Consider the following 12,079-nt stretch of genomic DNA (forward strand, 5'->3'; position numbering starts at 1 on the left):
AATCCGCCCGCAGGCATCGCACGCGTTTCTCATCGCAATTCGATAATCGGCCACAGCGCTTGACACATATAAGCTTCGGCGCGAAGGTGTTCCGACAGCCCCAGTCGATAATTCGAAACGGTAGCCTTTATGACCAGCGCCGCTCCCGAAGAGCCGCACCTGCCCGATTCCGCAGATCAGCCGGTACATTCCGCGGATATAGAAGATGAATTCGATTTCCGCCCCTATATCGATGGCGCGGCCGTACTCGGCGCCGCCGCCAACGTCATAATGCAGCTCGCCGTCCCCGGCGTGGGATACGGCGTTCTGGAAAGCCCGGTCGACAGCGGAAAACTCACCCTGCATCCGGTGAAACGCACGCGCACCACACTCACGTATCTCGCGGTCGCCCTCCTCGGCACTACCGATGAGCGGACGGCGTACCGGAAAGCGGTGGATACCTCCCATCGCCGAGTGCGCTCGACCGCGCAGAGCCCGGTGCGCTACAACGCCTTCGACCGAGATCTGCAATTGTGGGTCGCCGCCTGCCTGTATTGGGGCGCCCGCGATATCCGGGAGCGGATGCGCGGACGACCCGAACCCGGGCTCGAGGAGACGATCTACCGCCATTCGGCCCGCTTGGGCACCACCCTGCAGGTACCGCCGGATGCGTGGCCGGCCGATCAGGAGGCCTTCGACCGCTACTGGTCCGAGAACCTGGCCCGGACCCGGATCGATCCGCCGGTCCGCGCGATGCTGGACGAGATCGTCGATCTGAAGATGTTCCCCCGCCCGGTCCAGTTCCTCGGCGGCCGGTTCAACCGGTGGGTGACCGCCGGACTGTTGCCCGCACATCTGCGCACCGAGATGGGCATGACGTGGTCGGCGCGCGACGAACGCCGGTTCGGTCGCTCGCTCCGGACCCTCGGTCGCGTGTCGGCGGCACTGCCGGTGCCACTGCGGAGTTTCCCGATCAACGCCTACCTGCTCGATTTCCGGATACGCCGCCGATTCGGTCTGAAACTCGTCTGATTCGAAATTGCGAATCCGAAACAGCACAATTCCTATTTCAGGAATCGGCGACCTGACTCGGCACCCGGAACGAGACGACCACGTGGTCGCGCGCGTATTTGCGAACCGCGATATCGTCCTCCAGCGGTATCACCGTCTGCGGTGTCAGCGCCAGCGACAGGGCGTTGCGGGCGATCATCTCGGCCAGCGGAAGCGGATCATACTGCGGCAGTTTGCCCTCACCCTGGAGGCGGGTGATGAATTCGGCGACGTAATCGCGGCCCAATTCGATCACCGGGGCGCCCTTGGTAGTGAGGTAGGGCAGGACGATTTCGGGTTCGGTGTTCAGCAACCGGTCCAACAGCTCGTTACCGCGCAGACCAGCGAGGAAGGCGACATAGAGCTCCACGATCTGATCCTCGGCACCCGCGTCACGATCGATCTGCCGTTGCACCGCGGCATCGACACCCTCGATGAATTCACGCGTCTGTGCCAGACCGACCGCCTGGATCAAGTCCGATTTACTCGAGAACCGGCGGTACAGTGTGGCCAAGGACAGGCCGCCACGCCGGGCGACCTCGACCATGCTCGTGCGCTTGATCCCGAAATCGAGAAACGCCTGCAATGCCGCGGCCAGCACGGATTGATCTTGATCTCGGCGCGGTGATCGCACCAGAGGCAACAATTGAGCCAGCGCACCCATCTCGGCACCTTCCCGCGCTCGGCGATGCAATGACATGGTAAGCATCGCACAGTTGCGGGAGCGGTTGACGCGACATCGAGAGAATGAGATGGTTATCATATAATCTTCTCATAGGAAAGAGGTCACCGATGACCGCTCCCTGGCCCGCATCGATGAGCGAACCCGAGCCCGAACCCCAGCGGCTGTACGCACCCGACTTCGATGTGAACGACCACATCGTCGGAGTCACCGCCTTCCTCGGCGGCACCGCGAACGTCATCATGCAGCTGGGTCTGCGGCCGGTCGCCTACGGCGTGATGGAGAGCGACGTCAAAAGCGGCAATGTCATGGTGCATCCGTTCAAACGGCTGCGCACCACCCTGACCTACCTCGCCGTCGCCATGCTCGGCAACGAAGAAGAACGCAACGCCTACCGACTAGCGGTCAACACCTCGCACCGCCACATCCGCACCAAACCCACCAGCCCTGTCAAGTACAACGCCTTCGACCCGAAACTCCAGCTCTGGGTCGCGGCCTGCCTGTATTTCGGTTTCGTCGACCTCCTGGAGAAGGTCCGGGGCCCGATGGACGAGGCGACCGCCGACACCTTCTACGCCCACAGCATCCGGCTCGGCACCACCCTCCAGGTGCGACCGGAGATGTGGCCGCCCAACCGGGCCGCGTTCTGGCAGTTCTGGGAAGACAACCTCGACGACCTGGAAATCGACGACACCACCCGCGCCTACTTCAACGACCTCATCGACCTGAAGATGCTGCCGCGCCCGGTCCAGTGGGTATCGGCGAAATTCCACCGATTCGTGGTCACCGGCTGTCTGCCCCCGCAGATCCGCACGAAGATGCACCTGAACTGGACCGAAGGCAATCAGCGGTGGTTCGACCGCACCATGAAGGTCATCGGCTTCAGCCTCGTGTTTCAGCCCAGGACCCTGCGCCAGTTCCCGATGAACTACTACCTGTGGGATATGCGCCGCCGTATGCGCAAAGGCAAACCCCTGGTCTGAGGTGCAGTTGGGGGTGAGCCGGTTCGCAACGTGCGAATGTCGTCAACGGCCGGCCAATGCGCGCAAGAAGAACCCCAGGTTGGCAGGCCGCTCCGCGATCCGGCGCATCAGATATCCGTACCACTGCTGTCCGTAGGGCAGATACACCCGCACGAAATCCCCTCGGTCGGCCAGGCGCAGTTGTTCGTCGGTGCGGATGCCGTACAGCATCTGGTACTCCAGTTCACCCGCGCGGCGGCCCGTAATCGTCGCGAGGTCGGCCGCCGCCGCGATCACTACGGGATCGTGCGAGGCCACCAGCGGACGACCCGCGCCGCGCATCAGAACCCGGAGGCAGCGCAGGTAGGCGCGGTCCACGTCGACCCGCCGCTGGTAGGCCACCGTCTCCGGCTCCCGGTAGGCGCCCTTGCACAGGCGTACCCGCGCACCCGCGTCGGCGAGGTCGCGGCAGTCGGCTTCACTGCGGTACAGGTAGGCCTGGATCACGGTGCCCAGCCACGGAAAGTCAGGGCGCACCTCCCGGATCGCAGCAAGGGTCGCCGCGGTGGTGGTGTGGTCTTCGGCATCCACGGTGACCCACACCCCGGCTTCGGCGGCTTTGGTGCACAGAACGCGCAGGTTCTCGGTCGCGATCGCCGGGCCGTCGGGGCCGAGCGCCTGCCCGAGCGCGGACAGTTTGACCGAGACCTCCAGCGCCGCGGCACCGGCCGGCACCTCGGAGGTGTGCAGAGCCGCCAGATCGTTGATCAGGGCAATGTACTCGGCGACCGCGGTGTCGGCCCGCACGCGGTCGGTGGTGTTCTCGCCGAGGAAATCGACGCTCACCGCCCGCCCGCTCATCAGCAGCGTCCGGGCCGCCTCGACCAGTTCCGACCGCGCCTCACCCGGTACGAAGCGCTGGACCATCGACGCCGTGGCCGGGCTCGTGGTCAGGGTTCGTTTCACCCGATCCGATCCCGCCGCCGCCAGAATCGCCGGGCGCAGCGGGTTCACCGTAGCTCCCCGTCGGCCGGTCCGCCGGGGTCGCCGGATCCGGACCGGGACCGGCGGTTCACTCCGGCTCCATATGCGGATAGCGGTGATCGGTGTGCGGCACGAAGGTTTCCTTCAGGGCGCGTGGGGCCACCCAACGCAGCAGGTTCAGCGGCGACCCGGCCTTGTCGTCGGTACCCGAGGCCCTGGCCCCGCCGAAAGGTTGCTGCCCGACCACGGCGCCGGTGGGTTTGTCGTTGACATAGAAATTGCCGGCCGCGAATCGCAATTGCTGCGCCGCCTGCTCGACCGCATGCCGGTCCTGGGCGAATACCGCACCGGTGAGAGCGTACGGTGCGGCCGATTCCACCTCGGCCAGGATCGTCGGGTAGGCGTCGGGCTGGGAATCGTCGTAGACGTGCACCGACAGGATCGGGCCGAAGTATTCGGTAGCGAACGATTCGTCGCGCGGATCGTCGGCGAGCAGCACGGTCGGCCGGACGAACCAGCCCTCGCTGTCGTCGAATGTTCCGCCCACCGGAATCTCCACACCCGCGGATCGCGCGCGCTCGATCGCGCGCACGCTCTTGTCATAGGCCCGGCGATCGATCACCGCCCCGCCGAAATTCGACAGATCGGCGATATCGCCGTAACTCAGGCTCTGCGCGATCCCGAGAAAATCGTCGCCCATCTCCCGCCACAGCGACCGCGGCAGATAGGCGCGCGAGGCGGCCGAACACTTCTGGCCCTGATATTCGTAGGCGCCACGGATCATCGCGGTGCGCAGTGCGGCGGGCTCCGCGGAAGGATGCGCGACGATGAAGTCCTTACCGCCGGTCTCTCCGACGATCCGCGGATATCCGTGGTAACGCCCGATATTGGACCCCACCTGGTTCCACAGCGATTGGAAGGTGGCGCCGGAGCCGGTGAAATGGATACCGGCCAGGCGGGGATCGGCGAGCGCGACCTCGGAGAGATCCCGCCCGTCGCCGGTGACCATATTGATCACGCCGGGCGGCAATCCGGCGGCCTCCAGCAGTTTCATCGTGTAATAGGCGGCCAGTGTCTGGGTGGGCGAGGGCTTCCACACCACGGTATTGCCCATGAGTGCGGGCGCGGTGGGCAGATTTCCCGCGATAGCGGTGAAATTGAAGGGGGTGATCGCGTAGACGAAACCCTCCAGCGGGCGGTAATCGAGCCGATTCCACACGCCCGCACCGGACTGCGGCTGCTGTTCCAGGATGCCGCGGGCGAATGCGACGTTGAACCGCCAGAAATCGACCAGTTCGCACGGCGCGTCGATCTCGGCCTGCGCCACCGATTTCGACTGCCCCAGCATCGTCGCCGCGGCCAGCGTCTCCCGCCACGGCCCCGACAGCAGATCCGCGGCGCGCAGAAACACCGCGGCGCGTTCGTCGAACGGCAGCGACCGCCAGCCGGGCGCGGCGGCGGTAGCGGCATCGATCGCCGCGGCCGCCTCGGTATGGGTGGTATCGGTATAGGTCCCGAGCACCAGCCGGTGGCGATGCGGCGCGACGATCCGGCGTCGCTCACCGATTCCCGGCCGATGTTTACCGCCGATGACCATAGGGATATCGACGGCGCTATCGGAGAGATCGGCGAGCTTCCCGAGCAACCGTTTCCGCTCAGGGCTGCCCGGCGCGTACGTGTGCACCGGCTCGTTACCGGGGGTGGGGACAACTGTGACAGCGTCCATACCCCAGGCTAGCGCCGCACGACCCCGACCGCCCGCACTCGACGCGCGGATATGTGCGGAGTCGTTATCGCACCCGCGAGCGCGGACCCTATCCGCGCAGCCGGTCGGCCGCCGCGTCGATCCGCTCATCGGTGGCCGTCAACGCGATACGCACGTGCTCGGCTCCGGCCGGACCGTAGAAATCGCCGGGAGCAGCCAGGATGCCGCGCTCGGCGAGCCAATCGAGGGTGTCCCGGCACGGTTCGCCGCGGGTGGACCACAGATACAGACCGGCCGCGGAATCATCGATCCGGAAACCCGCGTCCAGCAGCGCGGCCCGCAGGGTCTCCCGGCGCGCCCGATAGCGTTCCCGCTGTACCGACTCGTGCTCGTCGTCGCCGAGGGCCGCCGCCATGGCCGCCTGGATCGGGAACGGCACCATCATGCCGGAATGCTTGCGCACCTCCAGCAGCTCCGCCACCAACTCCGGATCACCGGCCACGAATCCGGCCCGGTAACTCGCCAGATTCGAAGTCTTGGACAGCGAATGCACCGCCAGCAGGCCGGTATGGTCGCCGTCGCACACCCGCGGATCCAGAATCGACACCGCCGGTTCCTCCCAGGCCAGGCCCAGGTAGCACTCGTCGGAGGCGACCACCGCGCCGCGTTCCCGCGCGAAGGAGACCACTTTGCGCAGGTGTTCGAGCCCCAATACCCGGCCGGTGGGGTTCGACGGCGAATTCAGGTAGATCAGCGCCGGATGCTCCGGCCCGAGCCGCGTGAGGCCGTCCGCACGCAGAATCCGTGTCCCCGCCAGCAGCCCACCGACCTCATAGGTGGGATAGGCGACCTCGGGAATCACCACCAGATCGGCGGGACCCAGACCGAGCAGCCGGGGCAGACCCGCGATCAACTCCTTGGTGCCGATCACCGGCAGCACGGCCGCCTGATCCACCCCGGTGATACCGAACCGCCGCGTCAGCGCGGCCACCGCCGCGGCCCGCAACTGCGGCGTGCCGTGTGTGGTCGGGTACCCCGGCACATCGGATACCGCGCTCAACGCCGACCTGATCAACGGGTCGACCGGATCGACCGGAGTGCCCACCGACAAATCGACGAGCCCATCCGGATGCGCTGCCGCCCTGGCCTTCACACCCGCGATGGTGTCCCATGGGAATTCGGGCAATGCCGCGCTCACGCGGGGACGGCGGGAAACATCGGTGCTCATCGTCGGATCGCTCTACTCTTCGGCCATCGGCGGCAACTCTTTGATGAACGCCGGATCGGAATCGACCTTGCCCAGCTTGGTGGCGCCGCCCGGCGAACCCAGCTCATCGAAGAAGTCGACATTGGCGTTGACGTAACCGCTCCACTGATCCGGGGTGTCGTCCTCGTAGAAGATCGCCTCCACCGGGCAGACCGGCTCACACGCACCACAGTCAACGCATTCGTCGGGATGGATGTAGAGCATGCGGCCGCCCTCGTAGATGCAGTCCACAGGGCATTCTTCGATGCACGCCTTGTCCTTCACGTCAACGCACGGTTCGGCGATGATGTACGTCACTCCCGCTCTCCTAGTCTTCCTTCTTCTCCGGGTCACTGCGCCCGCGCACAAGTATCCCCGGCGCCCCACAGGCTACCCCCGGTGAGCCTGCCCTAATTAGAGACGAGTCCGCGGTACGCGCTCCTGGTTCTACACCAGTTCCAAACCAGGCACCGGACCGCGCCGCGGCGGAACCCCATAGGTCGTGGTGCGTTCCCGGACCGGGCGGCCGATACCCTCCGCGATCTCTGTGAGTTCGGCCACGGTCTTCGCCGACCCGTGCTGCGAACCGGCCATCCGGGAAATGGTCTCCTCCATCAGCGTGCCGCCGAGATCGTTGGCGCCGCTGCTCAGCATCACCTGGGTGCCGGTGGTGCCGAGTTTCACCCAGCTGGTCTGGATGTTGTCGATCCGGCCGTGCAGCATGATCCGGGACAGCGCGTGCGCGGCGCGGTTGTCGCGGTTGGTCGGGCCGGGGCGGGACGCGCCCGCCAGGTAGAGCGGGGCACTCTGGTGCACGAACGGCAGCAGCACGAACTCGGTGAAACCACCGGTTTCGTCCTGGATACCGCGCAGCACACGCAGATGCCCGACCCAGTGGCTCGGGTTGTCGACATGCCCGTACATCATGGTCGAACTGGATCGGATCCCCACCTGGTGCGCCGTGGTGACCACGTCGATCCAGGCGGAGGCGGGCAGTTTGCCCTTGGTCAGCACCCACCGGACCTCGTCGTCCAGGATCTCGGCGGCCGTTCCCGGGATGGTGCCCAGACCGGCCTCGCGCAGCGCGGTCAGCCAGTCCCGCACGCTCTGGCCGCCCCGGGAGGCGCCGTTCACGATTTCCATCGGACTGAACGCGTGCACGTGCATGGACGGCACCCGCGCCTTGACCGCGCGCACCAGGTCCGCGTACCCGGTGACCGGCAGGTCGGGATCGATACCGCCCTGCATGCAGACCTCGGTCGCACCGTCGACGTAGGCCTCCCAGGCCCGGTCGGCGACCTCGTCGGTGCTGAGGGTGAACGCGTCGGCGTCACCTTTACGCTGCGCGAACGCACAGAATCGGCACCCGGTGTAGCAGATATTGGTGAAGTTGATATTGCGGTTCACCACATAGGTGACGTCGTCGCCGTTGACGTCGCGGCGCAACTGGTCGGCCAGCCCCGCGACGGCCTCCAGGTCGGCTCCGTCGGCGGTGGCCAGCGCCAGATACTGGGCGTCGGAGAGGCCGGCCGGGTCCCGCTCCGCGGCGCGCAGCGCGGCCAGCACATCCGAATCCAGCCGTTGCGGCGCGGCGGCCAGATCGCGGACCTGTTCGCGAATCGTGTCCCAGTCGCCGAACGCGTTGTCGATATCGCTGCGGGTGTCGGTATTGCGGCCGGAAGTGTCGATCGCGGTGTTCAGATCGGTCCGGCCCGCCGACTCCCAGGACTCGTCGGGTTCCTGCCAGGGCAGTCCCACCGGGAGAGCGCCGGCTTTCGCGAGACCGGTCTCCGGATCGGTGAGGGCCGCGACGTGGACTCCGATCCGCGGATCGATCCACGGGCTCCCGGCGCGCACGTACTTCGGATGCGCGGAGGTGCGTTCCACCAGTTCGAAACCGGCGGCGGCGGTGATCTCGGCGAGGCTGTCCAGGTTGGGCCAGGGCCGTTCGGGGTTCACATGGTCGGGCGTCACGGGCGACACCCCGCCCCAGTCGTCGATCCCGGCTTCCAGCAGCGCGCGGCATTCCTCGCCGGATACCAGATTCGGCGGCGCCTGCACCGAGACATCGGGCCCGAGCAGCAGCCGGGTCACCGCGATGGTGGCCCGGAATTCCGTCAGATCGGCGTCCGGGGCGTGGCGCATGGCGGTGTCGTCCTTGGCCCGGAAGTTCTGCACGATGACTTCCTGGATATGACCGAACGCCTTGTGCTGTTTGCGGATCGCGGCAATGGTGTCCGCGCGCTCGGCGATGGTCTCGCCGATGCCCACCAGGATCCCGGTGGTGTAGGGCACCGACAGCCGGCCCGCGTCGGTGATGGCGCGCAGCCGTACCGCGGGATCCTTGTCGGGGCTGCCGTAATGGCAGTTGCCCTTCTCGGTGAACAGCCGGGTCGAGGTGGTCTCCAGCATCATGCCCATCGACTGCGCGACCGGTTTCAGCCGGGAGATCTCCTCCCACGACATCACACCGGGATTCAGATGCGGCAGCAGCCCGGTCTCCTCGAGCACCAGGATGGAGACCGCGCGCAAATAGTCCAGAGTCGAGTCGTAGCCGCGCTCGTCCAGCCACTGCGCGGCCTCCGGCCAACGGGCCTCGGGCCGATCACCGAGGGTGAACAGCGCCTCCTTGCAGCCCAATTCGGCGCCCCGGCGGGCGATCTCGAGGACCTCGTCGGGTTCCAGGAACATCCCGCGACCCTGCGCGCGCAGTTTGCCCGGCACCGTCACGAAAGTGCAGTAGTGGCAGGTGTCGCGGCAGAGGTGGGTGAGCGGGATGAAGACATTGCGCGAGTAGGTGATGGTGGCCGGCCGTCCAGCCGAGGCGAGCCCGGCGTCGCGCACCCGTGCCGCGCTGCGGGACAGGTCGGCCAGGTCGTCGCCGCGCGCGTGCAGCAGGACCGTCGCCTCGTCGACGTTCAAGGTGACCCCGTCACGTGCCCGGCGCAGTGCCCGGCGCATCGCGGCAGGGGTCGGCACAGGGGTCGGGACGGTCGGTTCGGGTAGGTCGGTCACGCCCTCGATCATGCGGCACACATCCGGAACTGTCTCCTCCCAGGTCGTTGAGCGTTCACAACCCCGGCGCATGTCGGGCTATTCCGTGCAGGTCGGGGCGGATGGAGAGATTCGGGCGGCCGCGGCGCGCGCCGGGACCGGGCCGGCGATCGATGCGTCCCGGGCCAGCGCAGCTCCGCGCTACCGTGCGACGATGAATATATGTCGCCGGACAGCCCGCCGCGGTCACCGAATCTGCTGACCGACCCCTCGTGGCGGCCGAGTCCCCGCGCGAAGACCGTGTGGACCGTGCAGATCGCGCTGGCATGGCTCGCCGTGTTCGCCGCGTTGCTCGGGTGGGTCGCGCTCGATCCGGGGCGGCGGCCCTGGCAGGTGGCGGCGGCCGTGATCGTGGTGCCGGTCGCGGTGTTCGCCGCCGTCGCGGTGCCCCGCTGGCGGTATCGAGTCCACCGCTGGGAGGTGACCGACGAAGCCGTGTACACCCGGGTGGGCTGGTTGACCCAGGAGAGCCGGGTCGCGCCGATTTCCCGCGTACAGACGGTGGATACCGAACGAGGTCCGCTGGAGCGCCTGCTCGACCTGTCGACGGTCACCGTGACCACCGCCTCCTCGGCCGGCGCCGTGCACATCAGCCTGCTCGACCGGGCGGTCGCCGAACAGACGGTGACGAGACTGACCGAGATCGCGTCCCGGCACCGCGGTGACGCGACATGACCGAACCGTGTTCGGCGCCGGGCGGGGAGCCGGCCGCCGCACCGGATGCGGGCGGACCGGCGCGGACGGATGCGGGAGCTTCGGCCGGCGCGGACGGCGCGGAGCCGTGGCTACGTCTCGATCGCCGCATGCTGCTGGTGCATCCCGTCCAGGAGGTCGTGAAGTTCCTGCCCGCGGTGATCGGCGCGGTGATCCTCGGCGTCAGCTCCGGTAACCCGCTGTACAGCCTGCTGGGCTTGGTGGCGGTGATTCCGTACGCACTCACGAAATGGTTCACCACCGCATACCGGGTCGGGCCCACCCACGTCGAATTGCGCACCGGATTGATCCGGCGCAGGCGGCTGTCGGTGCCGCGCGCGCGGATCCGGTCGGTGGATATCGAAGCCGATCCGCTGCACCGCGTGCTGGGTCTGGCCGTGGTGGTGATCGGTACCGGGCAGGAGGCCGGAGCCGGCGACCGGTTCACCCTGGACGCCCTTGCCGCCGACCGGGTCCGGCCGCTGCGCGCCGAATTGCTGGCCCACACCCGGCAGCCCCATGTTCGGGCCGACGACCCGGACCTCCCGGCGATCCCCGCCGACAGCGAACCCGGTGCCGCGCCGGAGGGTTCCGCGGCCGACCGGGGCGAGGAGATCGGCCACTGGCAGCCGGGCTGGGTGCGGTACGCACCGCTGTCGCTGACCGGTTTCGCGCTCGCCGCCTCCGCGCTGGGCATCGCCGCGCAGTTCGGGTTCGGCGCCGCCGAGATCAGTATCAGCCGCAACACGGTCGACAGTGTGCGCGGCGTGGATCTGCTGTCGCTGTCGCTGCTCGGACTGATGGCGCTGGCCGCGTTGGTGGTCGTGGTGAGCGCGGCGGCCTGCGCACATTATCTGGTCACGAATTTCGGGCTGCGGGTCACCGACCACGGCGCCACCCTGCAGATCCGCCGCGGGCTGTTCACGCTACGCCGGATAACGCTGGACACCGCGCGTCTGCGCGGCGCGGCCATCCGGGAGCCGTTGCTGTTGCGCCTGGCCGGCGCCGCGCAACTGGAGGCGATCACCACCGGCGAGAACCCACGGCAGAAGATTCTGCCGCAGTCTCCGCGCGCGGCGGTCGAACGCACGCTGGTCCGGCTACTGCGCCCGCACCGGACCGAATACCCCGCCGCCACCGGAGTTCCCGCGGCGCACCTCGCGGCACTCGCCGAAGCGCCGCTCACCCGGCACGGTCCCGCTGCCCGGCGGCGTCGCTACGTCCGGGCCTGCTGGCCCGTCCCCGTCAGCGCCGCAGCTCTGCTGGTGCCGCTCGCGGCCGGATGGCATATCGCACCGTGGTGGTGGCTGCCGCCGTTCGTCCTGGCACCGATCTGTGTACTGCTCGCCGAAGACCGCTACCGCGGTCTCGGCCACGCCGTGCTCCCCGCAACCTCCGGCTCCCCGGCCTGGCTGATCGTCCGTTCCGGATCACTCGATCGCGAACGCGCCTGTCTCGAAGCGCCCGGTGTCATCGGTTGGACCGTGCGGCAGACCTACTGGCAGCGCCGGGCCGGTCTCGCGACGGTCGGCGCGGCCACCGCCGCGGGCAAGAAGCTCTACCTCATCGAAGACGTACCGCTGGACCGGGCGTGGCCCGTGATCGAAGCCGTCACTCCCGGGCGACTGGGTCGCGCCGAGCGCGCCGCCGTGACAGCGAGTTCGAAACCGGCCTGAGCCCGGCGCTCGCGCTTGCGTGGGCATCGTCGTCGACTGTGCGGTCCG

The 12,079-nt window shown here is 67.8% G+C and carries 10 protein-coding genes; 4 read left to right on the top strand and 6 right to left on the bottom strand.

Annotated features, from left to right (window positions below):
* Positions 1 to 129 precede the first annotated feature (129 nt).
* Positions 130 to 1,011 carry an oxygenase MpaB family protein gene (locus OG804_RS17885; protein WP_328387940.1) on the top strand — a complete coding sequence of 294 codons (882 nt, stop codon included), beginning with the start codon at positions 130 to 132 and terminating at the stop codon, positions 1,009 to 1,011.
* Between the two features lie 37 nt (positions 1,012 to 1,048).
* Here the strand turns inward: OG804_RS17885 and OG804_RS17890 are convergent, their stop codons facing one another.
* A complete protein-coding gene (locus tag OG804_RS17890; RefSeq protein ID WP_328387942.1) occupies positions 1,049 to 1,693 on the bottom strand; it encodes a TetR/AcrR family transcriptional regulator in 645 nt (214 codons plus the stop codon).
* A 128-nt stretch (positions 1,694 to 1,821) separates the two neighbouring features.
* On the opposite strand from OG804_RS17890, the gene OG804_RS17895 reads away from it, so the two are divergent.
* Entirely contained in the window at positions 1,822 to 2,694 is an 873-nt protein-coding gene (locus tag OG804_RS17895; RefSeq protein ID WP_328387943.1) for an oxygenase MpaB family protein, read from the top strand.
* A gap of 42 nt (positions 2,695 to 2,736) precedes the next feature.
* Here the strand turns inward: OG804_RS17895 and OG804_RS17900 are convergent, their stop codons facing one another.
* The 5 genes from OG804_RS17900 to OG804_RS17920 form a co-directional block, all read right to left on the bottom strand.
* Positions 2,737 to 3,687: a proline dehydrogenase family protein gene (locus OG804_RS17900; protein ID WP_328387945.1), complete on the bottom strand. Its 951-nt coding sequence runs from the start codon at positions 3,685 to 3,687 to the stop codon at positions 2,737 to 2,739.
* Between the two features lie 58 nt (positions 3,688 to 3,745).
* Positions 3,746 to 5,383: an L-glutamate gamma-semialdehyde dehydrogenase gene (gene pruA, locus OG804_RS17905; protein WP_328387947.1), complete on the bottom strand. Its 1,638-nt coding sequence runs from the start codon at positions 5,381 to 5,383 to the stop codon at positions 3,746 to 3,748.
* 88 nt (positions 5,384 to 5,471) lie between these two features.
* Positions 5,472 to 6,590: a succinyldiaminopimelate transaminase gene (dapC, locus tag OG804_RS17910; RefSeq protein ID WP_328387949.1), complete on the bottom strand. Its 1,119-nt coding sequence runs from the start codon at positions 6,588 to 6,590 to the stop codon at positions 5,472 to 5,474.
* 12 nt (positions 6,591 to 6,602) lie between these two features.
* Positions 6,603 to 6,926, bottom strand: coding sequence for a ferredoxin (fdxA, locus tag OG804_RS17915; protein ID WP_328387951.1), 324 nt, complete (start codon positions 6,924 to 6,926; stop codon positions 6,603 to 6,605).
* Positions 6,927 to 7,055: 129 nt separating this feature from the next.
* Entirely contained in the window at positions 7,056 to 9,635 is a 2,580-nt protein-coding gene (locus OG804_RS17920; RefSeq protein WP_328387953.1) for a bifunctional FO biosynthesis protein CofGH, read from the bottom strand.
* A 189-nt stretch (positions 9,636 to 9,824) separates the two neighbouring features.
* Here OG804_RS17920 and OG804_RS17925 point away from each other — a divergent pair, with 189 nt between their 5' ends.
* Together OG804_RS17925 and OG804_RS17930 are read left to right on the top strand one after the other, a co-directional pair.
* Positions 9,825 to 10,337 (top strand): PH domain-containing protein, encoded by a 513-nt coding sequence (locus tag OG804_RS17925; protein ID WP_328387955.1) that lies wholly within the window; start codon positions 9,825 to 9,827, stop codon positions 10,335 to 10,337.
* Positions 10,334 to 12,031 (top strand): PH domain-containing protein, encoded by a 1,698-nt coding sequence (locus OG804_RS17930; RefSeq protein ID WP_442941560.1) that lies wholly within the window; start codon positions 10,334 to 10,336, stop codon positions 12,029 to 12,031. The genes OG804_RS17925 and OG804_RS17930 overlap by 4 nt, the downstream gene beginning before the upstream one ends.
* Positions 12,032 to 12,079 lie beyond the last annotated feature (48 nt).

It is taken from the genome of Nocardia sp. NBC_00416 (genome assembly GCF_036032445.1).
Taxonomy (GTDB): domain Bacteria; phylum Actinomycetota; class Actinomycetes; order Mycobacteriales; family Mycobacteriaceae; genus Nocardia.

What these genes read in the sequence shown, in the direction of transcription:
- OG804_RS17885 (WP_328387940.1), top strand. Translation starts at nt 130, where the DNA reads ATGACCAGCGCCGCTCCCGAAGAGCCGCACCTGCCCGATTCCGCAGAT.
- OG804_RS17890 (WP_328387942.1), bottom strand. Translation starts at nt 1,693, where the DNA reads ATGGGTGCGCTGGCTCAATTGTTGCCTCTGGTGCGATCACCGCGCCGA.
- OG804_RS17895 (WP_328387943.1), top strand. Translation starts at nt 1,822, where the DNA reads ATGACCGCTCCCTGGCCCGCATCGATGAGCGAACCCGAGCCCGAACCC.
- pruA (WP_328387947.1), bottom strand. Translation starts at nt 5,383, where the DNA reads ATGGACGCTGTCACAGTTGTCCCCACCCCCGGTAACGAGCCGGTGCAC.
- dapC (WP_328387949.1), bottom strand. Translation starts at nt 6,590, where the DNA reads ATGAGCACCGATGTTTCCCGCCGTCCCCGCGTGAGCGCGGCATTGCCC.
- OG804_RS17920 (WP_328387953.1), bottom strand. Translation starts at nt 9,635, where the DNA reads ATGATCGAGGGCGTGACCGACCTACCCGAACCGACCGTCCCGACCCCT.
- OG804_RS17925 (WP_328387955.1), top strand. Translation starts at nt 9,825, where the DNA reads ATGTCGCCGGACAGCCCGCCGCGGTCACCGAATCTGCTGACCGACCCC.
- OG804_RS17930 (WP_442941560.1), top strand. Translation starts at nt 10,334, where the DNA reads ATGACCGAACCGTGTTCGGCGCCGGGCGGGGAGCCGGCCGCCGCACCG.